This is a genomic window from Desulfoplanes formicivorans (genome assembly GCF_001748225.1).
GTDB lineage: Bacteria > Desulfobacterota > Desulfovibrionia > Desulfovibrionales > Desulfomicrobiaceae > Desulfoplanes > Desulfoplanes formicivorans.
Genome location: NZ_BDFE01000016.1, coordinates 263,228 through 286,024, shown reverse-complemented (window position 1 = coordinate 286,024; position 22,797 = coordinate 263,228). Strand labels below are relative to the sequence as shown.

At 56.1% G+C, this 22,797-nt stretch carries 16 protein-coding genes; 11 read left to right on the top strand and 5 right to left on the bottom strand.

Going from position 1 to position 22,797, the window contains the following annotated elements; translation table 11 throughout:
• Positions 1-148 precede the first annotated feature (148 nt).
• From DPF_RS09210 to fdhF, 9 genes are all read left to right on the top strand, one after another.
• Positions 149-796: a phosphatidylserine decarboxylase family protein gene (locus tag DPF_RS09210; protein WP_069859306.1), complete on the top strand. Its 648-nt coding sequence runs from the start codon at positions 149-151 to the stop codon at positions 794-796.
• Positions 797-835: 39 nt separating this feature from the next.
• The gene (pssA, locus tag DPF_RS09205; protein WP_069859304.1) at positions 836-1,597 is read left to right on the top strand and encodes a CDP-diacylglycerol--serine O-phosphatidyltransferase; all 762 of its coding nucleotides are present in this window, start codon (positions 836-838) and stop codon (positions 1,595-1,597) included.
• Between the two features lie 196 nt (positions 1,598-1,793).
• Positions 1,794-3,329 (top strand): 2-isopropylmalate synthase, encoded by a 1,536-nt coding sequence (locus tag DPF_RS09200; protein ID WP_069859302.1) that lies wholly within the window; start codon positions 1,794-1,796, stop codon positions 3,327-3,329.
• Positions 3,314-4,573, top strand: coding sequence for a 3-isopropylmalate dehydratase large subunit (gene leuC, locus DPF_RS09195; protein WP_069859300.1), 1,260 nt, complete (start codon positions 3,314-3,316; stop codon positions 4,571-4,573). The genes DPF_RS09200 and leuC overlap by 16 nt, the downstream gene beginning before the upstream one ends.
• Positions 4,574-4,871: 298 nt before the next feature.
• On the top strand, positions 4,872-5,366 hold the full coding sequence (locus DPF_RS09190; protein WP_069859298.1) for a 3-isopropylmalate dehydratase small subunit: 495 nt from the start codon (positions 4,872-4,874) through the stop codon (positions 5,364-5,366).
• A 194-nt stretch (positions 5,367-5,560) separates the two neighbouring features.
• The gene (gene leuB, locus DPF_RS09185; protein WP_069859296.1) at positions 5,561-6,646 is read left to right on the top strand and encodes a 3-isopropylmalate dehydrogenase; all 1,086 of its coding nucleotides are present in this window, start codon (positions 5,561-5,563) and stop codon (positions 6,644-6,646) included.
• Positions 6,647-6,791: 145 nt separating this feature from the next.
• Positions 6,792-7,967, top strand: coding sequence for a murein transglycosylase domain-containing protein (locus tag DPF_RS09180; protein ID WP_069859341.1), 1,176 nt, complete (start codon positions 6,792-6,794; stop codon positions 7,965-7,967).
• A 147-nt stretch (positions 7,968-8,114) separates the two neighbouring features.
• A complete protein-coding gene (locus tag DPF_RS09175) occupies positions 8,115-10,109 on the top strand; it encodes an FAD-dependent oxidoreductase (RefSeq protein ID WP_069859294.1) in 1,995 nt (664 codons plus the stop codon).
• A 121-nt stretch (positions 10,110-10,230) separates the two neighbouring features.
• On the top strand, positions 10,231-13,062 hold the full coding sequence (fdhF, locus tag DPF_RS14310; protein WP_369689591.1) for a formate dehydrogenase subunit alpha: 2,832 nt from the start codon (positions 10,231-10,233) through the stop codon (positions 13,060-13,062).
• Positions 13,063-13,243: 181 nt separating this feature from the next.
• Here fdhF and DPF_RS09160 read toward each other — a convergent pair whose 3' ends face one another.
• The 5 genes from DPF_RS09160 to DPF_RS09140 all read right to left on the bottom strand — a co-directional run bounded on the left by DPF_RS09160 (position 13,244) and on the right by DPF_RS09140 (position 20,965).
• Positions 13,244-13,861, bottom strand: a complete 618-nt coding sequence (locus DPF_RS09160; RefSeq protein WP_069859289.1) for a PAS domain S-box protein — start codon at positions 13,859-13,861, stop codon at positions 13,244-13,246.
• 92 nt (positions 13,862-13,953) lie between these two features.
• A complete protein-coding gene (gene tyrS, locus DPF_RS09155; RefSeq protein WP_069859287.1) occupies positions 13,954-15,237 on the bottom strand; it encodes a tyrosine--tRNA ligase in 1,284 nt (427 codons plus the stop codon).
• A 340-nt stretch (positions 15,238-15,577) separates the two neighbouring features.
• Positions 15,578-17,962: an FAD-dependent oxidoreductase gene (locus DPF_RS09150; protein ID WP_069859285.1), complete on the bottom strand. Its 2,385-nt coding sequence runs from the start codon at positions 17,960-17,962 to the stop codon at positions 15,578-15,580.
• A 274-nt stretch (positions 17,963-18,236) separates the two neighbouring features.
• Positions 18,237-19,871 carry a glutamate synthase-related protein gene (locus tag DPF_RS09145; protein WP_069859283.1) on the bottom strand — a complete coding sequence of 545 codons (1,635 nt, stop codon included), beginning with the start codon at positions 19,869-19,871 and terminating at the stop codon, positions 18,237-18,239.
• On the bottom strand, positions 19,835-20,965 hold the full coding sequence (locus DPF_RS09140; RefSeq protein ID WP_069859281.1) for a class II glutamine amidotransferase domain-containing protein: 1,131 nt from the start codon (positions 20,963-20,965) through the stop codon (positions 19,835-19,837). The genes DPF_RS09145 and DPF_RS09140 overlap by 37 nt, the downstream gene beginning before the upstream one ends.
• 229 nt (positions 20,966-21,194) lie before the next feature.
• Here DPF_RS09140 and DPF_RS09135 point away from each other — a divergent pair, with 229 nt between their 5' ends.
• Entirely contained in the window at positions 21,195-22,064 is an 870-nt protein-coding gene (locus tag DPF_RS09135) for a pseudouridine synthase family protein (protein ID WP_069859279.1), read from the top strand.
• Between the two features lie 206 nt (positions 22,065-22,270).
• On the top strand, positions 22,271-22,621 hold the full coding sequence (gene panD / locus DPF_RS09130; RefSeq protein WP_069859339.1) for an aspartate 1-decarboxylase: 351 nt from the start codon (positions 22,271-22,273) through the stop codon (positions 22,619-22,621).
• The last annotated feature ends 176 nt before the right edge of the window (positions 22,622-22,797 follow it).

Here is a 22,797-nt window from a genome sequence, read left to right as displayed (position 1 = left end):
ATTTGAGATCCTTGTTTTTTGTTTTCTATTGTGTGGCAACAACAGAAATACTAAATTACAAGGATCTCTTCAAGTAAAAATTCAATCATTTCAGCACGTTTATTTTGCTTTGAAAAGCAAGAGCAACCCCGAAAGTCGAGGAATGATCATGAAAAAACCATCCATAGGTCTCAGCCTGGAAGGGCTGCCGTTCATCGGGCTTACCGCCCTGCTCGTTCTGGTCTTTGCCCTGCTTGAGTGGGCCATTCCGGCATTGCTGGCCTTTGTTCTGCTTTTTTGGGTCGTGAACTTTTTCCGGGATCCCGAACGGGTCATTCCCCAGGAACAGGGCGTGGCCGTTTCCCCGGCCGACGGCAAGGTGGTCAAGATCGAAACCATGCGCGATCCGTTGACCGGCGAGGATCGAACTGCTATCTGCGTGTTCATGAACGTGTTCAATGTTCATGTGAACAGGGCGCCGGTGAGCGGTACGGTGGAAGCCATTCGCTATTATCCGGGCAAGTTTTTCAACGCTTCCCTGGACAAGGCCTCTTCGGACAACGAGCGCAACGCCGTCAGAATCAAGGACAAGGACGGCAATGGGTGGACCGTGGTCCAGATAGCCGGTCTCATTGCCCGCAGGATCATCTGCTGGACGGAACCCGGGGACAACCTTGCCCGGGGAGATCGGTTCGGCCTGATCAAGTTCGGGTCCAGGCTTGACCTTTACCTGCCGGGTGGCTATGTGCCGTGTGTACGTATTGGCGACACCGTACTTGCCGGGCAGACCATTCTGGCCTCCAAAGAGCACGAATAGTCGCTGCACCCAGAGAACCACCACAAGCGGACATACATCATGCCCCATCAAAAACCCATGTACAAGGGATTTTATATCCTGCCCAATCTCATGACAACGGCCAGCCTGTTCACGGCCTTTCTTGGGATATTGTGGGCCATTGACGGGCAGATCGAAAAGTGCGCTTTGGCGATTCTGTTCAGTTGTCTGTTTGACGGTCTGGACGGCAAGGTTGCCCGTTTGACCAATTCCGCCTCGGATTTCGGGGTCCAGTTTGATTCCCTGGCCGACTTGGTGGCTTTTGGGGTAAGCCCGGCAGTCATGATCTATCTCTGGCATACCCACGCATACGGTCGTTTGGGTATTGTGTCCTCGTTCATGCTCATTGTGTGCGGCGCCCTTCGTCTGGCCCGATTCAATGTACAGGTGGACGTGGTTTCCAAAAAGTTCTTTGTGGGGCTGCCCATTCCGGCTTCTGCCTGCACGTTGGCCTGCCTGGTCCTTTTTGCTCCCTATCTGCCCGAAAGTCTGGCCACTTCAATCCTGCCCGCCTTTTGCGTCGGTTTGGCCATTGTCCTGTCGTTGCTCATGGTCAGCAATGTCCGGTATGCATCCTTCAAGGATTTCGAGGTGGTCAAGGCCCACCGTTTCAGTGCCACGGTCACCGTGATCATGCTCTTCATCCTGGTTGCTTCGGAACCGAAGTTGCTCGGATTCATCTTTTTTATCGGCTATATTCTTTCCGGCCCCATTTATTCCTACATTATTCTACCCCTACTACGGTCCTATAAACTACGGAGACCGTCCGCCAGGCTATCATAGCAAGCTCAACACATCTGTATCACCAACATAGTTGGAGCGAGACGAGTCGGAATCATTCCTTCTCGTCTTTTTTTTTGAGCATGCGGGCGGTCGGCATCCGGGGGCGTCATCAGGTACGGGGTACCTGGCTCGTCCTTGTCACATCCCAACGATCTTCTTCGCATGCCTCTATCCTCAATCCAAGCTGGAGGAACCCATGGAAGAGAACATTTTCATTTTCGACACCACATTGCGCGACGGGGAGCAGTCTCCCGGTGCCACCATGAACCTGCGTGAAAAAATTCGCCTGGCCCGGCAACTGGAACAGCTCGGCGTGGATACCATTGAGGCCGGGTTTCCAGCAGCCAGCCCCGGGGATTTCGAATCGGTCAGGGCCATTGCCAACGAGCTTCGGGAATGCCAGGTGGCCGGGCTGTGCCGGGCCATCAAGTCTGATATCGACAGGGCCTGGGAAGCCATCAAGGATGCTGCTGATCCCCGTATCCACACCTTCATCGCCACCTCAGACATCCACATGCGGTACAAGCTGCGCAAGGACAAGGAGCAGGTTCTGGAAATGGCCAGAGAGGCGGTCACCCATGCCGCGTCCCTGACATCCAATGTGGAATTTTCGGCTGAAGACGCTTCCCGGTCCGATCCGGAATTTCTGGCCCGCATCGTGGAACTGGCCATCTCCTGCGGCGCCCGGGTCATCAATATCCCGGATACCGTGGGGTATGCCCAGCCGGACGAATTCGGCGACCTCATTGCCTATCTTCTGCAGCAGGTACCCAATAGTGACCAGGCCGTTTTCAGTGTCCATTGTCATAATGATCTCGGTCTGGCCGTGGCCAATACCGTGGCCGCCATCAAAGCCGGAGCAAGACAGGCCGAGGTGACCCTGTGCGGGATTGGCGAACGGGCCGGCAATGCGGCCCTGGAAGAATTGGTCATGGCCCTGGATGTCCGTTCGGACGTCTACAAGCTGACCAACCATATCAGAAAGGAGCAGCTCTATCCTTCCTGCAGACTCCTTTCCATGATCATCGGCCAGCCCATTCCGCCCAACAAGTCCATTATTGGCGATAATGCCTTTGCCCATGAATCCGGTATTCATCAGGACGGGGTGCTCAAGAATCGTCAGACCTACGAGATCATGGCACCCGAGCATGTGGGTCGGACCACCACGGACATGGTTCTGGGCAAGCATTCGGGGCGTCACGCCCTGAAGGAACGGTTGGAAGGGCTGGGATACCGGCTTTCCGAAGAACATGTGGACATTGTTTTTGGGGCGTTCAAAAAACTGGCTGATCGCAAAAAGGAAGTGTTTATTGAGGATATCGAAGCCGTTGTCCTGGAGGAGATCTTCAGGTTGCCGGACAAGTACAGGCTGATCTACCTGAGCGCCATGTCCGGGAACATGGCCATTCCCACGGCCGTCATCAAGATGGAGGTGGACGGCAAGGAAAAACAGCTGGCCGGATTCGGGGAAGGCCCCATTGACTCGGTGTTCAACACCATTTCCCAGCTTGTGGGCAAGCAGCCCGACCTGCTCAGGTACAGTGTCAACGCCATTACCGGTGGTTCCGACGCCCTGGGCGAGGTCACGGTGAAGCTGGGTGAAGGGGGCAAGACATCCGTTGGCAGGGCATCGGACCCCGATGTCATCATTGCCAGCGCCAAAGCATATATTAATGCACTCAATCGATTGGCAAAAAAGGAAGAAGAGGAGATCATATGCACCAGACCCTAGCGGAAAAAATTCTTCAGACCCATTGCCGTGAACAGATTACCGGACCGGGACAGATTGTGAAATGCAACATTTCCCTGGCCCTGGCCAATGATATCACGGCTCCCCTGGCCATCAAATCCCTCAAGGCCATGGAGGTGGATGCGGTGTTTGATCCATCCAGGGTGGCCCTGGTCTGCGATCATTTCACCCCCAACAAGGACATTGCCTCGGCCGAACAGGTCAAGCTCGTCCGGGAATTTGCCCGTGCCCAGGGTATTGTCCATTACTACGAAGGCGGTGAGGTAGGCGTGGAACACGCCCTGCTTCCGGAGCTGGGCATTGTCGGTCCCGGGGACATTGTTGTGGGTGCCGACAGCCACACCTGCACCTATGGCGGGTTGGGCGCGTTTGCCACGGGTCTGGGAAGCACGGATGTGGCAGCAGCCATGGCCTTGGGAGAGACCTGGTTCAAAGTACCCGAGACTATCCGGGTTGAGATCAGCGGGCATATGGATCCCTATGTGACCGGAAAGGACCTGATTTTGAATCTGATCGGCAGAATCGGGGTGTCCGGCGCCCTGTACAAGGCCCTTGAATTTGGCGGACCCGTGATCCGGGACATGGACGTGGAAGCCCGCATGACCATGGCCAACATGGCCATTGAGGCCGGGGGCAAGGTGGGACTCTTTCCTGTGGACGAAACCACCCTGGTCTATGCCCGGGATCATGGGCGTTCAGGGGATGTGCTTCTTGCTCCGGACCCGGATGCTTCCTATGCCCGGGTGATGCACATGGACGTGACCGGCATGGAACCGCAGATCGCCTGTCCCCACCTGCCGGACAATGTCAAACCGGTCAGCCAAGTAAAGGACGTTCGGGTGGATCAGGTAGTTCTCGGTTCGTGCACCAACGGTCGCATCTCGGATCTGCGCCGGGCTGCCAAGCTCATCAAAGGCAAAAAGGTGGCCAAGGGAGTCCGTTTCGTGGTCCTGCCGGCAACACCCGGTATCTACAAACAGGCTCTCAAAGAGGGACTCATCGAGACCTTCATGGACGCCGGTGCCATTGTGGGTCCTCCCACCTGCGGCCCCTGTCTGGGCGGTCATATGGGCATCCTGGCCGGCGGCGAAAAATGCCTGGCCACCACCAACCGGAATTTCAGGGGCCGCATGGGCAGCCTCGACGCCGAGGTCTATCTGGCCGGGCCCGATGTTGCCGCGGCCACGGCGGTTGCGGGTGAAATCGTCCATCCGGAGACAATATAAAAGCTGTTTTAGGTTTTAGGATTTATGTTTTAGGGAACGATGCAGGACCGTTACAAATTCGTAGAGGATGCCTGGGAGACGGGAGGCAGGGAGAGGGGAGACGGGAAAAAACGTCATCCCGGACTTGATCCGGGATCTTCATGGGTGAGGTTACTTCCTGGGTTTTTTGCATTCCCCTCGTGTCCTCCAAGATCCCATACTCCGGTCGCGAAGTGCCTGTTTTGCCCATACATCGACAGCCCGCAGCGAAGCAACCTAAAACCTAAAACATAAAACCGTATTCAACCAAGGAGAAACAATGCATTTTTCCGGACAGGTACATAAGGTCGGCGACCATATTGATACGGACGCCATTATTCCAGCCAGATTCCTGGTCACTTCAGACGTCAGGGAACTTGGTGCTTCCTGCATGGAGGGGCTTGCTCCCGGCTGGGTAGATCGGGTCAAAGAGGGGGACATCCTTGTTGCCGGCAAAAACTTTGGTTGCGGATCATCCAGGGAACACGCTCCCTTGGCCATTCTCGGTGCGGGTATGCCTGTGGTTGTTGCCCACAGCTTTGCGAGGATTTTCTATCGCAACGGTTTCAATATGGGGCTGCTGCTCCTCGAAGTCGGTGATCAGATAGAGGGAATCAACGATGGGGATGAGCTGGATATCCAGGTTGAGGAAGGGGTTATCACAAACGTGACCCAGAAAACGACAATCAGGTTTCAGCCCATTCCTGCATTCATGCAGGAGCTTCTCCAGGGGGGCGGGCTCATTGAATATGTGAAACGGCAGAAGTCAGCGTGATGCAAACGGCTGTTTTCCGGCGACAATGCATATATGCCCATGCCGGGATGGTCACTGGCAGACAACAGGAAGTCTGAAAGAGCGTCGGGTCAGACTGTGGTGTCTGCCCCGGTGGCGGATTGCCGCATCCTTTATCACAGGTGATCATCCTCCTGCACCATACATCTATCATCCATTTCTTTTCGAGGTTCCTCATGCAAAAAACCATTTGTCTTCTTCCCGGAGACGGGATCGGTCCGGAGATCATTGCCCAGGCCGTGAAAGTGCTTGCGGCCGTGAATGAACGGTTCGGCCACTGCCTGACCACCGAGACCGCGCTTATTGGGGGAGCGGCCATTGATGCCCAGGGCGTTCCCCTTCCCGATCAGACCGTGGAGGCGTGCCAGCGGTGCGACGCGGTTTTGCTTGGTGCGGTGGGTGGTCCCAAGTGGGACGCCATTGAGCGGGACATCCGTCCGGAACGGGGGCTTCTGGCCATTCGCAAAAAGCTGGGACTGTTTGCCAACCTGCGTCCGGCCATGCTCTTTCCCGAGCTTGCCCATGCCTCCTTTCTCCGTCCCGACATCGTGGCCAGGGGAATCGACATCATGGTTATCCGGGAGCTCACAGGCGGGATCTATTTTGGCGAACCCAAGGGATTTGAAACCCGGGCCGGTGAGCAGGCTGCCCTGAACACCATGGTCTACAAACGCTCTGAAGTGGAACGCATCGCCCGGATCGGGTTCGAAACGGCCATGAAGCGGAGCAAGCGTTTGTGCAACGTGGACAAGGCCAATGTGCTTGAAGTTTCCCAACTCTGGCGGGAAACCGTGATCCGGGTTGCGGCCGACTATCCCCAGGTGGAACTGACCCATATGTACGTGGACAATGCGGCCATGCAGCTGGTGCGCGATCCTTCCCAGTTCGATGTCATTGTCACGGGCAATCTGTTCGGAGACATTCTTTCCGACGAGGCCGCCATGCTCACCGGATCCATCGGGATGCTCCCTTCGGCTTCCCTGGGCTCAACAGGTCCCTGTTTGTACGAACCCATTCATGGTTCGGCCCCGGACATTGCCGGGCAGGACAAGGCCAATCCTCTGGCGACCATCCTCTCCCTGGCCATGATGTTCCGTTATTCCCTTGACCTTCACAAGGAAGCCCTGGCTGTGGAAACCGCTGTGCGCCATGTCCTTGAAGCCGGATACCGTACCGGTGACATCATGGAAGAAGGAAAAATGCTGGTCGGTGGTTCCAGAATGGGTGATCTTGTGGCGCAAAAGATAGGGGAAACGTCCTGATCAAGGGGATATGGAACAGCCTGGCACCACTCTTGGGGCAGAATGGATGCACCATTTCGAGCTTGATTTGAGATGACGAGCTTTGTACCCATGGGGGAATCGGTTGGCCTATGGGTGTCCCTTTTCCTTTATTCGAAGTCTGGTCATGAAACGAATCCTTGTTCATACGTTTATTTGTCTGCACCTTCTGTCCCTTTCCTCCTGCTCCACACGGGAGATCATTTCCGTGACCACGGCAACCGTCTCGGGTGATGTCACGGCAGTGGGGCGATTGGCAGCGCGCAAGGGGGTCTACTATGTTTCCCACCCCCAGGTGGTGGCCAGTCGATTGAAGGCCTTTGCCGACATGCTTGACCGGTTTCGCAAGGCGGTTGCCCCCCAGTGGGGCAAAAAGGAGACCCGGGAGCCCTCACCCAAAACGTATGTAAAGTACACCCAGAACTATCAATCCCGAGCCCGTGTTGATTTTGACAAGGGCATCGTCATTGTTGAAACCCTGGACGCCACTCAGCCTTCAGCCAGCCTGCAGGAAGCCATTGTCACCGTATTGCTGACCCCCAACGACCCCAGAGGGGTTGATCTCTACTCGGCCAAATCCGTGGTTCTGGGCGAGACCCCGTTTTTGTACGGAGAGATTCTGGACAGGGATGGCCAACCCATACGCTGGCAGTGGCGGGCCAATCGTTTCGCCAACATCCTGGTCCGGGAGGCCATGCAGTCCAAGACCATCAGGGTTGATGGGCGGAACAAGACGGTCCATTATGTGACCATCCCCATGGTCAAGGATCATCTCATGGTCCGTGCCCGCAAGTTCAAGCCGTATGTTCTGGATTGTGCCCGGGCCTACAAGGTAAGTCCCAACCTGATTTACGCCATCATGAAGACCGAGAGCGACTTCAACCCGTATGCCGTCAGCCATGTCCCGGCATACGGGTTGATGCAGATTGTTCCTGCAACCGCAGGCCAGGATGTGTCGGGATTTCTCGGAGACAAGCAGGGGGTCCCTTCCCGGGATTTTTTGTTTGTTCCTGCCAACAACATCCGGTACGGGGCCGCTTATCTGCATATTCTGAATTACAAATATCTGGCCAAGATCAAGGATCCCGTGTCCCGGGAATACTGCGTTATTGCAGCGTACAATGGCGGGGCCGGTTCCGTGCTCAAGACCTTTTCCAGCAACCGCGACCAGGCACCGAACAAGATCAATGGCATGCATCCGGGTGATGTGTACAAAACCCTGGTGGCCAAACATCCGGCCCGGGAAACCCGACGGTATGTGCAAAAGGTGGTTCTGGCCAAAAAGGAATTCGTCAATCTTTGATACGCTTTGAGCCGGCAGGCTTGAAAGACAAACGCAGGCGTGGAGCAAGGACTGGACAGGGAAAAAGGCAGCGGCACCATCCGGGCTTCCTGCAACCTGTGGCCTGGCACCTAACGATCAAAAGGGATCATAAACATCCTCTTGTCCATGAATCAAACACAGTCACAGTCCCTGTCCGGATATTGGAATGGAGTCCGGTATGCCGGAGAGGATCTTGAAAATCTGCCTTCCGAGACCAAGAATATCCTGCATGCCCTTTGCGAGATGAGCAGAGGCGTACCCGGAGCCAGGATAACCTGTGTGGCCGGGTGGAAGGGGTTTTTCATCCTGGGGTCGGGAGCCGATCCCGTGGATATGGCCCGGGCGTATGCCTGCAGGATTCAGGAGACATCCTGCGGCAAATGTCTGCCGTGTCGAACGGGAACGCGGATCATTGCCGATCTGCTGACGCATATGTGCGATGGTCACGGTCGTGAGCAGGATATACATACTCTTGAGAGGATGATCGAGGTCGTTCGGGCCGGGTCCATGTGCGAGATGGGGCATCAGGCTATTGTCACGGTCAAGGAGCTCATGGATCAGTTCCGGGATCAGTTCCTGGATGCGGTTCAACGGCCGACACGCAGACCACGGGGCACGTACGATTTCAAGGTCACTGCCCCGTGCATTGAGGCCTGTCCCGTACATCTGGATGTCCCCAGGTACATCGAATTGATCAGTGCCGGTCGGTATGCCCAGGCCCTGGCTGTGATTCGTGAGCACAATCCCCTGCCTGCGGTGTGCGGCCGGGTTTGCGTGCGCTTCTGCGAACAGGCCTGCCGGCGGGGCATGCTGGATAATCCCGTGGACATCAAGCACCTCAAGCAGTTTGTTTCCGATGTGGAGCTCCAGGCGGCCGTACGTGCCCAAACATCCCCCTGCCACATCTCGTCCAGTGCCCATCACGTGGCCATTGTGGGTTCCGGTCCTGCCGGAATCATGGCCGCGTATATTCTGCTCCAGCGCGGTCACAAAGTCACCGTGCTGGAGGCCATGGAGGAACCCGGGGGCATGGCGGCCCTTGGCATTCCCGATTACAGACTCCCCCGCAGTATTCTTCGCCAGGAAATTCGGGTCATTGAGAACATGGGAGCCACGATCCGGTATTCCACGGTCCTTGGCCGGGATGTGGGGCTGCAGGAGTTGCAGGAAACCTTTGACGCTGTTTTTCTGGCCATTGGTACCCAAAAAGGGCGCCCCATGGGTATTCCCGGGGAAGAGGAGCATCCCCCGGGCTATATGCTCGGGGTGGATTTTCTTCGCCAGGTCAATCTGGACAGACCCGTGCGCCGGGGAACCCGGGCGCTGGTAGTGGGTGGGGGAAACGTGGCCATGGACTGTTCCCGTTCCGCCCTGCGGCTCGGGTTTGATGAGGTTCATCTTGTGTACAGGCGGGACCGGGCGGCCATGCCTGCAGACAAGGTGGAGATCCACGAGGCCGAGGAAGAAGGGGTGAGCTTCCATTTCCAGGTCAATCCGGTGCGTATTCTGTGTGATGCCAACGGAGTGATCGGGGTGGAATGTGTGCGCATGCAGCCGGGCTCTCCTGATGCCCGGGGCAGGCGCAGACCCGAGCCCATAGCGGGCTCGGAATTTGTCATCTCCTGCGACATGGTCATTCCGGCCATTGGCCAGAGTATGGATCTTTCCTGGCTGGAGCAGGGATCTTCTTTGGAAACAACCTCCTGGAAAACCATTCAGGTGGATCCCAAGACCATGGAAACCAGTATTTTCGGGATCTTTGCCGGTGGCGACTGTACCTCGGGACCAGCCACCCTGGTGGAGGCCCTGGCCGCTGGAGAGCGGGCCGCGCGGGCCATTGACCAGTATCTTCGCAACATCCCCCATGCCATGGAAAGGGATGAACAATTTCGTTTTGTCTATGACCTTCTGGCTCGACTGGACAAGGACGTTATCGATCGTCCTCCCCGGGGATTCGACAGAATGAAAATGCGGGAACGTAGCGTTTCCGAAAGGATCAGGGATTTTGCCCAGGTGGAAGAGGCCATTTGTCCTGGAGACGCTCTGCTTGAGGCCGACAGATGTTTGCGATGTTACCGCATCGTGATGATCGGTTGGGAAGATCCTTGCGGTCGGGGCTGAACCTGCTGAGGCAAGGCATGTTGTGTCCCAAGGACCTTGTGATTTTTTTTGTTATCATCTGGAAAACACGTGATATTTCCTGTCCTTTTGTTTTCTTGAAACGGTACCGCCACCGGTCTTGATGCGTGGACCGTGGACCGATTGGTATGGCCATGCAGGAGAAAAGAACGACCCCATGACAACGTCTATTTCCATCATCCTGAACAATATTCCCTGCGAGGGGCATGCCGGGCAGACCATTTTGGAGGTGGCCCGGGCAAACGGAATCCGTATTCCGACCCTCTGTCACCACGAGCGGTTGAAACCCATTGGATCATGCCGGTTGTGCATGGTGGAGGTGGAGGGGAGCGGATCCCCTGTTGCCGCATGCACCACCCCTGCCCGGTCGGGTATGATCGTTCGGACCCATACCCCGGCATTGGAAAAACTCCGTCGGGACACCTTGCTTTTGCTTCTTGTGGATCATCGTCTGGACTGCGATTCCTGTGAGCTGGACGGGGCGTGTCGTGTTCAGGAATTGGCCCGGTGTTACGGGATTACCCAGGCGGAAATCGATCAACTGGGGTTTTGTCCCGTACCCAGGGGACCGGTCACCTACGGGGCGACCCCCCTGATCACCTACCATCCGGATCGGTGCATACGATGCGGCCGGTGTGTGAAGGCCTGCGAGGAAATCAGCGAGCAGGCCGTACTGTCCTTTGCGGGCAGGGGGGCGGCAACCACCATCGCACCCATGGAGCAAGACGGAAAATTTTCCGGCGAGTGTTTGTCCTGCGGGGAATGCATGGCCGTGTGTCCGGTCAACGCCCTCACCGAGACCCATGTTGTCGAGGCCCTGCCTGACGGAGCACGGGTGAAAAAGATCAGAACCATCTGTCCCTATTGCGGGTGCGGGTGTACCATGGATCTCCGGATACATGCGGACCATGTGCTGGGGGCTGCGTCCTGCCGGGGCGGGGTCAATGATGGTTCTCTGTGCGCCAAGGGACGGTTTGGCCTCGAGTTCATCCATTCTCCCGAACGAATTACCGCCCCCCTGGTCCGGGAAAACGGTACCCTGCATGAGGTTTCGTGGGAAAAGGCCCTGGAATTCACGGCCCTCCGGTTGCACGAAACCGTGCGCCATCATGGGCCCGACAGAGTGGCGGGTCTGAGTTCGGCCCGATGCACCAATGAGGAAAACTATCTGTTCCAGAAATTGTTCCGGGCGGTTCTCGGTACAAATAACGTGGATCATTGTGCCAGGCTCTGACACTCTCCCACGGTGGCCGGGCTGGCCGCAGCATTGGGAAGTGGAGCCATGACCAATTCCATGGACGAATTGGAGGAAACCGACTGCATTCTTGTTGCCGGGAGCAATACAACAACCACCCATCCCCTGATTGCGGCCAAAATCCGCAGGGCTGTTGAACGCAAGGGTGCCAAACTCATTGTGGTTGATCCCCGCAAGGTTGAATTGGTCCGATTTGCCCATGGGTGGCTGCGTCCCCGGCCGGGCACGGATGTGGCGTGGATCAACGGAATGCTTCATTTCATTTTCAGCGAGGGATTGTGGGACCCGTCCTTTGTGCACGAGCATTGCGTGGGGCTGGAACAGCTGCGGGAAACCGTTCGGGCCTATTCCCCGGATAAGGTGGAACAGCTGACCGGTATCCCGGCAGACGATCTGGTCAGGGCAGCCCTTGTGTATGCCCGATCACCCAGGGCCATGATTCTGTATACCATGGGTATCACCCAGCACGAATACGGCACGGACAATGTCAAGAGTCTGGCCAATCTCGGTCTGGCCTGCGGTCAGGTGGGCAGACCCGGAACCGGGATCAACCCCTTGCGCGGGCAGAACAATGTCCAGGGGGCCTGCGACATGGGGGCGTTGCCCAATGTTTTGCCCGGGTATGTGCCGGTCGGGTCTGATGCGGTCCAGGCCCGGTTTGGTGATGTCTGGGGAGTGGGAGCATCATTGCCTGGTCATCCCGGCCTGCCCGCAACCAGGATGTTTACGGCGGCCCGTTCAGGTGATGTGAAAGCCATGTATATCATGGGGGAAAATCCCGTCTTGAGCGAAGCCGATGGTAACCATGTGCTCAAGGGATTGGAGCAACTTGATTTTCTCGTGGTTCAGGACCTTTTTCTTACGGAAACAGCCCGCCATGCCCATGTGGTCCTGCCGGGGGTCAGCTTTGCGGAAAAAAACGGGACCTTCACCAACACCGAACGCAGGGTTCAGCGGGTGCGCAGAGGCATTTCACCCAGAAACGGGTTCCAATCGGAGTGGAAGATCATTGCCCAATTGGCCGAAAACATTTTGCGGCACAGGGGAAACACAGGACAATTGCGTGCCTGGAGCCATGATTCGGCATGGGACGTTTTTGAAGAAATCCGGCAAACCGTACCGGCCTACGCTGGAATCAGCTATGGACGTTTGGAAGAGGAGGGCGGCTTGCAGTGGCCATGCCCTGATGTGGAACATCCCGGAACGCGGTTTCTTTACGCTCGGGGATTTTCCCGAGGCAAGGCCAGGATGTTTCCTGTCACCTACAACGAGCCCGAGGAAGTTCCCGATGCAGAGTATCCGCTGTATCTGACAACAGGGAGATCCCGATATCATTTTCATACCGGAACCATGACCAGGCGTTCCAGGGGACTGGACCGGATGGCGCCTGCCGAACGCGTGGAGATCCATCCTGATGACGCAAAAGACCTGGGACTGACCGACGGCGACCTGGTCAGGATCGTTTCCCGTCGCGGATCGGTCACGGCCCGATGTGTGCTCACGGATCGTTCGGCTCCGGGACTGGTCTTTGCCACCTTCCACTTTAGTGAGGTGCCCATCAACCGGTTGACCAGTGCCATCACGGATAATGATTCCGGGATTCCGGCCTTCAAGGAATGCGCGGTGCGGGTGGAGAAAGTTGTTGCGGAAAAGGTGCCACCAGGAAAAACGGACCGGTAAGATGCCCTGTTTTCATGGGCGAGATGGCAGCATGCTGGGGTTGCCAGTCAAGAGGTGATGTGGTCGCCTGAAGGACTGGGCTCGTCTGTTCTTGGGAGAGAGGTGTCCACATGGTTGTCAGCACATCTTCAAAGGTGAGTGCCTTTGTGTGTGCAAGAGTGATTATCCGGTCACGTTGAAACTATTTCATTCCGGTCGCCCTGGTGTTGATTGGCGCGTTGAGTCGCAGTTCCGGATAGAGTCGGGTCGCGCAGTCCGGGCAGATGCCGTGGCTGAATTCGGCTTCTGAATGCTCTGATATGTAGGCTTCAAGCTGTTTCCATGCCCCCTTGTCATCGCGGATCTGCTTGCACGACGCGCAAATGGGGATAATTCCCTGAAGCTGTCTGATTTCAGTAAGGGCCTTTTCCAGCTTTTCGATGAGCTCTTCCCGTTCCCTTTCCTTCCTGTTCCTCTCGGTGATATCATAAACAATAGTATAGAGGAGTTTTTCTCCCTTGAACATGATGGGGCCGCTATAGACCTCCACATCCCGGATATCACCATTGGCCAGTTGGTGTCGGAAGAGAAAATGGTTCCGAAGTTCCTGCTTGGCCTTATGCATTTCCTGTTTGACCTCTTCCGGAGTGAGTGTGTTGATGTCCAGAATGGTCATGTTGGTCATCTCCTCCCAGGAATATCCGTAGTAGCGGCATGCCTGATCGTTGGCATCCATGATTTCACCCGTGTCGGGATGGATGACGAGCATGACCGAATGGTTGTTCTGGAAAAGACTGATGTAGATTTCATTGTTTTTCATGGACAGGGATTCCGGCGTGAAGAGGATGGGAAGGAAAAAAAGAGATGCAGAGTCCTGCCGGACCCTGCATCTCCTGGCATTATCGGTAAAGATCAGTCGTTTATCTCGATTTTATGAAACCTCTTCTTGCCGGCCTTGAGGAGAAGACTTCCCTCCTGGATATCTTTCGGGGTCACGATCTGATCGAAGCTGGTGACCTTATTCCCGTTGATACTGGCCCCTCCCTGTTTGATCAGCCGTTTGGCCTCGCCGCCGGACGCGCAGAGTCCCGTCATCTGGAAGAGCTTGAACGCGGCAATCCCCTGTTCAAGCTCCTTGACAGACATGGATGAAGACGGAACCGAGGCTTCGGTTCGCATGGCCTTGCGGGGCACCGTGCTTGACGGCAGCAGGGTGGCGGGGATTTCGCGGGCTCCGAACATGGATGCGGCAGCTGCCAGGGCCTTGTCCGCCTCTTCCCGGCCATGGGCCAGTTTGGTGGCCTCGTAGGCCAGGATGGTTTTGGCCTGATTGATGGCCGCGTCCTTGATGGATTCGACCTCTTGGATCTCCTGGAGAGGAAGCAGGGTGAACAGCTTCATGAACTTGGCCACATCAGCATCCTGGGTATTGATCCAGAACTGGAAGTATTCGTACGGAGATGTTTTTGCCGGATCAAGCCATACCGCGCCCTTGGCTGTTTTGCCCATTTTTGTGCCATCACTCTTGGTGATCAGGGGGAAGGTCATGCCGAACACGGTTTCCTGGCGCATCTTGCGGGTCAGTTCGATTCCGGCGACAATATTGCCCCACTGATCGGATCCGCCCATCTGCAACCGGCACTGGTGGGTGTCGAAAAGGTTCAGGAAGTCATAGGACTGCAGGAGCATGTAGTTGAATTCAATGAAATTAAGTCCTTCATCAGAATTGAGCCGCTGCTTGTAGCTTTCGAACTTGATCATGCGGTTGACGCTGAAATGGCGGCCGATTTCCCGCAAAAAAGGGATGTATTCCAGCTTGGCCAGCCAGTCGGCGTTGTTGGCCAGGATGGCATGGCCATCGGAAAAGTCCAGAAAATGGGAGAGCTGTTTCTTGATCCCGGCCACGTTCTGCTCAATGGTCTCATAGGTCATCATCTGCCGGAGTTCTGTGCGTCCGCTGGGGTCGCCGATGCGGGCCGTGCCTCCGCCCACCAGGGCGATGGGGCGGTGCCCATGGCGCTGCATATGGGCCAGGGACATGATGGGAATGAGGTGACCCACGTGCAGGCTTGATGCTGTCGGATCAAACCCGACATAGCAGGTGGCCTTACCGGTTTCGATGTAATCGGTAAGTTCCTTGTCGTGGGTTTTGTTTTCGATGAATCCCCGTTTCTCAAGTTCTTCAAGCACGTTCATCTGGTCGTTCTCCTTGCAACAAAAAAGGCCGTGTTGTTGTCACGGCCTTTGGGATGGATGCATTGACCGCAACAGGGTGGTTTGCGGCCTTTGGGTTTCAGGTCAGCATACCCCCGACATCATGTTCATACGGTAATAATAGTATGGATACGCAATGCCGGAAATGTGCATGGTCAAAGGGGTGGTTGAGATTGATCGTGTAATCCTAAGTTGCATAGGCGCAGGTGTCTTACATGTCAAGAAGCGGACGGATGTGCGCTTCCAGGTGCCATGTTCTTTTTTCACAACCGTCTTCCCGGGTTGCACAACCTTTCGCCTGTTCAAGCGGCAATCCGCATCCTTACCCTAGGGGGGTATTGGGAACCATGTTCCATATGCCGCACGGGCAGGCATCGGCACAAAAACCGCAGCCAATACACCGCTTGGGATCGGAAACCATCTCGAAACCACCGTTTTCAAGGGTTTTGCGGGAAATGGCCGTCCTGGGACAGATGGTCGCGCACAGGCCGCAATCCCTGCATGAACCACAGGACGAGCACTCTTGGGCGCAGCGTTCCAGGGAGTCAAATTGCGTAACCCGGGGATTGAAGTATTCCAGAGTCATGCGGGAATAATCAATCATCTCCGATTGCTCTCCCTCGAGCTGGACATACTCGATGCTGGTGGCCGTGTGCTGAAGCATGGTTGACGGATCACCCACCGGGCGTTTGCCCGTAAGCATGGCATCAATGGCAATGGCCGCTTGGCGGCCCGCACCTATGGCATCGGTGATCAGACCGGGTTTGACAATATCGCCGATGGCAAAGACCTTGGGGTCGGTGGTCTGGAAGACATCATTGACCGTGATCCAGCCCCGCTGGGTGGCAATGGTATCCGGGAGAAAGGACAGGTCGGGCTGGTCGCCAATGGACACAATGACCATGTCTGCGGGTACCAGTTCGCCTGTGGTGAGCACCACGCCCTTGTCGGTGATTTCCTTGGTGAAGCATGGGAATTTGAACACGGCGCCGTATTTTTCCGCTTCTTCCCGTTCCTTGCCAAAGGAGGCTGGTTCCTGAATATCAATGAGGGTGATGTCCGTGCACCCCAGTCGTCCGGCCTCGGTGGCCACATCGCAGCCCACATTGCCCGCACCAATGATGACCATGCGTTTCCCGGGCCGGATGTCTCCGGTTTTGGCTCGTTTGAGAAAATCAAGGGCCGTGATCAGACGTTCCTTGCCGGGGACAGGCAGGGTCCTTGGAGTGGAAGCGCCCGCAGCCACCACCACAAAATCAAAATCATGGTACAGCTGGGCAAATTTTTCAGCGGTCATGTCCTCTTCCAGCTGGACATGATCAATGATTTCCCTGGCTCGGGCAAGTTCCGCTTCCAAAATATCTTTGGGGATGCGTGATGTCGGAATGGCTGAGGTGATTTTTCCGCCAAGGGTCTTGTCCCTGTCGAATACGGTTGCTCCATGTCCGGCAAGACGCAGCTGCCAGGCCACCGAGATCCCGGCCGGTCCGCCGCCGATGACCGCAACCCTGCTCTCGGAAAGGGGAGGAAGTGGGGGAACCTCGGCCTGGATGGATTTCTGGCCCAGCACATGGACGTCAATGGGGGCCATGTGTTGCACTTGGCGGGTGCAATGCTGCATGCACAGATTGGGACAGAGATAGCCGCACACGGTTGCCGGAAAAGGAGTGTACTTGAGGGCCATATCAATGGCCTTTTCGGGCTGGCCTTCACGGATCAGCTGCCACCTTTTCTGAACGGGAATGCCTGTGGGACAGTTGGCCTGGCAGGGGGCCATGTATTTGCAGTTTTCCCATACGGGTACAAACCGGCGCAGGGTATCCGTGGTGATCAGCGGGATAGGGGAACGGTCAAGGTCGGTGAGATCGCCCACAAGGCCTCCTCGACCCAGCTCCCTGTCCCACACGTTGGCGTGGAATTCAGCCATGGACAGGTGGCGTTTGATCACCTTTTCCGAAGACGTTCGGGCTTCAATGATCTGCCACTCATCCCTGTTGGACAGCAGGGAAATGATTTCGGGCCGGTCGATGCGATCGGCAAAAATCTTGATGTTGGCTGATAGCCAGTCCCAGTTTTCGTCATCCATGGGCAGGAGCTTGGCGTCAGCCTCACTGAAGCCCTGAATGGGGCCGCGGAAAAAGATCTTGCCGCCGACCATACCCACGCACGGGCGGTAGCCCAGAATGTTGTCCGGGGTCTGGGCGTCAAGGCCGCAAACAACCGCGATCCCTCCGGCCATGAATTCCGCGAAATAGTCACCTGCCGATCCCCTGATCCACAACTCGGGCGGGGCAAACCGGGGGTTGTGTTTGGTCATGGTCATGCCCCGGGCTCCTATGGAACCGTCCACAAAGATCTTGCCCTGGGCCATGCCGTTGGCCGCCCCATTGGAGGCGTTGCCGCGTACGGTGATTTCCGCGCCCGCATTGAGCCAGCCGATATCGTCCGAAGCCGGTCCGTGGATATCGATAAAGGTTCCGGGAAAGCCCATGGATCCGGTGCGCTGTCCCGAAGATCCGGTGATGGTGATATGCACGGGTTCCTGTTCACTGACAGGAAGTCTTCCCCCGATGCCGTGCTGACCCAGGGCCTTGACCTCAAGGATTCTGGCGCCCTGTTGTACCGCGTTTTGGATCTGTTCTTCCAGAATGCGGGATTCGATACGCACGCCGTTTTGCAGGCCGGAAATGTGTTTTGTTTTAGTCATGATAAGGACTCGGTAGGTTGCGGGTTTTTCATTTGGCAGAGCGCATTTTGGCAGTGCGCAAGAGGAAGTGCGCAGTAGACAGTGCGCAGTGCACAGGCAAAAACCGGTTCATTCACGGGCTGTATATGGCGGAGTCTGGGTGCATGCGGGTTCCCGGTATTCGTTCAAACGGGCAATTGGAGAATTGCCCCTACCAGGCCTTTCCGGACTGGTGCAGGCTTTGTAGATTCAGGAAACATCCCACCTGCGCACTCTGGTCCCCGCGCATTTGTCTTTACACCACATACTTGATGCTCAAGCGATCAGCTGCCGCCTTGTCGTTGATGCCCAGAGCGTCGGACATGCCAATGGGCAGCGAGGTGGACCGTCCCAGGGGGGCGATGATTTTTTTGAGTTCGGTATCGAAACTCAGGTAGGTCTCCACCACCCGTTCAGCCACCTTTTCCGGGTCCAGACGGCGGTAGATGCGCGGATCCTGGGAGGTGATGCCCTTGGGGCAGACTCCGATATTACACACGTTGCACCGATCTGATTCGGAACCCAGACAGCCGGCTGCCGCCTGCATGATGTATTTGCCGATCTGGATGCCGCTGGCTCCCAGCATGATCAGGGCTGCGGCATTGGCGGCCAGGTTGCCGTTTTTGCCCACGCCGCCTCCGGCAAAGATGGGGATCTCGTTCTGTTTGCCCAGACGGGCCAGGTTCAAATAGGCATCGCGGATGTTCGAGGCGATGGGATGGCCCATGTGATTCATGGATACGTTGTAGGCAGCACCTGTTCCTCCGTCTTCTCCGTCAATGGCCAGGCCGCTTGCATAGGGGTTGCGAGTCAGGTTGTTCAGTACGGCCAGGGATGTGGAAGAAGCCGAAATCTTGGGATAGACAGGAACCCGAAATCCCCAGGCCATGCTCATGGACTGGATCATCTTGGCCACGGATTCTTCAATGGAATACTGGGTCTGATGGGTAGGGGGACTTGGCAGGCTGACCCCGGCAGGGACCCCGCGAATGGCCGCAATGAGTTTGTTCACCTTGTGCCACATGAGCAGACCGCCGTCACCGGGCTTGGCGCCCTGGCCGTATTTGATCTCAATGGCGCACGGGTCTTCCTTCATGTGCGGCAATGCATGGATTATTTCGTCCCATCCGAAATAGCCGCTGGCAACCTGAAGGATGACGTATTTGAGAAACCGGGAGCGCAGCAATCGGGGAGGGCATCCTCCTTCCCCCGTGCAGATGCGCACGGGCATGCCCATTTCCTCGTTCAGGTAGGCAACGCCCATCTGCAGTCCTTCCCACATGTTGGGGGACAAGGCCCCAAAGGACATGCCCCCGATGATCAGCGGATAGATTTCTCGTACCGGCGGAGCCCACCCCTGTTCCCGAAAGGTCTTGAGTCCCTCTTCCGGGGGAAGAACGCGGCCAAGCAGGGTACGCAGGTCGAATTCGTGGCGGCCGGCGTCCAGTGCAGGATCCGTGAGCATGGAAATGCGAATGAATTTGATCCGGTCCAGCAGGGAGTCGTTGTCATTGCGTCTGCCGCCCCGGGTTCTGGGTTTGCCGCCTGCATTTTTGTGAAAACACAATTTATCCTTTTCGTCGTTGCGGCGGGGCATGATGGCTCCGTTGGGACAGACCATGGAACACATGCCGCATCCAATGCACGAAAAGGCCGGGTCGGTCTTCTGCCTGATGCCGTAAAATATGGAATATTCGTTTTCGGGCGGGGTCATAAGCCCGATGGGCGTCTTGACCTTGCGTTTGCGAAAGACCCCCAGTTCAATGGCCTTGACCGGACAGACCGTTGTACACTGGCCGCACAAGGTGCACTTGGACTTGTTCCAGTCGATCTGCCAGGGGAGGTCCTTGGGGCTTAATGTTGAAGGTGTAATGGGTCTGTTTGGCGACATATGCGGATCTCCTGGCGGGTTGGGGGTACAATGACGGTGTCAAGATGCATGGGCTGGATGTCCTTGGTGACGTCCCGGTCCGGGAGCACGGCGTCCAGACCGCAGACTTCCGAAGAAAAGGCATACATGCCTGGACGGCCGCCCACGACTCCTGGACGGAGTTTTTTGCTGTCCTGGACCATGAACAGGGATTTGTCGGGCAGACACCCGATGATGCAGTTGGGTCCGTCAATGATCAGCTTGCGGCAGGTTTCCTTGAGCTGTTTGAGGAACGGGCCGTCAGGATGGTTGTTCAGATCCCTGTCCTTGAGGGGCGTGATGATGTGCTTGTAGGCATCAATATCCAGACCGAGGCGTTTGAGAGTGAAGTGCAGAATATGGGTGAACACCTCGGAATCTGACTGATAGCCTTCGTATCCAAGGATGTTGCTTGATTCCAGAAATTCCCGGATGGGCAGAAAGGCGGTGTTTTCGCCGTTGGTCATGGTGCAGATGCCCTGGATGAAAAAGGGGTGGCACGCATACAGGTTGATGGCATAGTTGGTGTTCTGCCTGCCCTGGGCCAGAACAACACGGGCATCGAACTCCTTGCGGTCGAGCTGCAGGTAGTTGCCAACGGCCAGGGGATCGCCCAGTTCCTTGATCATAATGGTGTCCGGCCAGAAGCTGAACACGGTCATGTCGTTGTTGGCTTCGCCCATGCGTCGCAGTTGGAGACGTATGCGCACCATTTCCTCTTCCTGTTTTTCCGGGGAAAGATGTTTCCAGGCCTCGGGTTTTTCATAGGCTCGGGCAAGATAGACATCCCGTTTGGGGGTTCCCGTAGGAGGATCTTCGGACAGCCGGGTGGATGTCTTGTATTTGGTCATGAAGTCGTGATCCATCATGAACTGATCCAGGCGTCGGATCCCTGGGGTGGTGAATATACCCGAAAGCACCGGGCAGTCTTTGAGATCTTCAAAGGGACCGCTCAGGCCACTCAGAAAAAGGCCGACGCCTGATCCGTCATGGCCTTCGCGCATGACGTCCAGAGCCTTGATGGCCTGCATGGGCGAGACCGGTTCTTGGCTGGTGAGGGCGAATAAACGACACATGGATGGTTTCTCCGGGCTGATGTTTCTGGTTGCCAAAGATGGGAAAAGGATTATGTGTTCCTGCGAACGCACGGCCCGCAGGAAGTGGATCAGATGGGCCGGTAATAACCAGCCCACCCTGACACGTAGCTGGTTAGAATATGCGCAAAATCAATGAGCCTGCCATATTGTTCGAAAAGGCACAAAACCAACGTGTGGATCGTGTCCGTTGGTTGAGGATTGTAAGCCCTTGGGAAGTGAACACCATTTCGAAGTTACTCGGGATTTTGACGGCCTTCGTCTTGATGCCGCCCTTGCCGTGATATTTCCTGATCTGGGCCTTAGGGCAAGGCGCGCCCTGTGGCACCGTATGGATATCCGGGTTCAGGGGCGGTCATGTCCGCCAGCCTTCAAGGTGCGCGCAGGGCAAATCGTGGATGTGACGCCGCGTTCTGACGTCGGGAAAAGGAAGACTGCCGTGACCGGAATCCGGGTGGTGGCCGAATCTTCCCTGTTTGCCGCCCTGTTCAAGCCGGCCCGTGTTCATTCGGTGCGGGGGAAAAGTCCGGGGAGCGTCGAGGAGGCCTTGACGAACCTGTTTCCGGGCGAATGTCCTGTCTTGTTGAACCGACTGGATTATCTGACCAGTGGTCTGGTCCTGGTGGGTCGATCTCCGGATGCCCGCGCAAGGTATCTTGAGCTGCAGGAGAGCGGCAAGGTGCTCAAGACCTATCTGGCCTTGGTGGATGGTCAGGCGGATCATGAAATATGCATCAAGCGGGCCATTGATTCAGCCAAGCGGAACAAGGTTCGGGTCCTGTCTGCGGATAACAGTGATCCCATTCGGCATACCATGGTCACTCCCCTGGGACGGATCGGGAAGCATACCCTGGTCAGGGCCGCAATCCGCAAGGGGCAGCGGCATCAGATCCGTGCCCATCTGGCGGCCTGTTGTTACCCCATTGTTGGCGATCCCCTGTACGGCAAGCCAGGGGTACAGGGTGACAACGCAATCACCATGTTTTTGCACCATCTTGATGTTCGCATGCCCCATTTTCATGCCTTTTGCCTGCCGAATTGGCATGTGGATGTGCGCGGTTTTCTTCACCAGAATGTTTGAAACGGGTTTCTTTGATCGCAAATTTTTGACAAAATTGTATGTGTTTTGGCCCCTGAAAGGGATTCTTTTGACAAAATTGTTCCTTTATGCCGGAGTTACTTTGTTCCCTCATGGGCCTTTGATTGTGTCCTGTCTCCCCGCACGCATCGTTTGTTAAGGGGCTTTTGTTCTGCATTGATATTCATCTTCTATGGGATAAATTTATTATGACCCGAACTATGCTTAAATCCAAAATCCATCGTGCCTCTGTGACGGATGCAGATCTCAATTATGAAGGCAGCATTACCCTTGATGCAGAACTCATGACCCTGGCCGATATCCTTCCCAACGAACGGGTGGATATCTGGAACGTGACAACTGGGACCAGACTTCATACCTACGCCATTGCAGGTCGAGCCGGAAGCGGAGTGGTCTGCATCAATGGGGCTGCTGCACATCTTGTCTCCCAAGGGGATATCGTTATCATTGCCTCCTGGCAGTGCATGGAGCATGATCAGGCGAAAAAGCATGTCCCCAAGGTGGTTTTTGTGGACGAAAACAATCGACCGACAGGTTGAAGTGGGAGGCCAGACATGTTGAGATGGTTTGTTGCTCTTTGTCGGTAGAAAAAAGTGATGGCAGACGATAGTGCTAGAATCATCCAACCAGAGGCTGGCAATTGATGAACATTCTCCCTGCAAGGCAATGGGTTCGGGGGTACACTATGGAAAAACAGGGAAAAGGAGATCCGTAT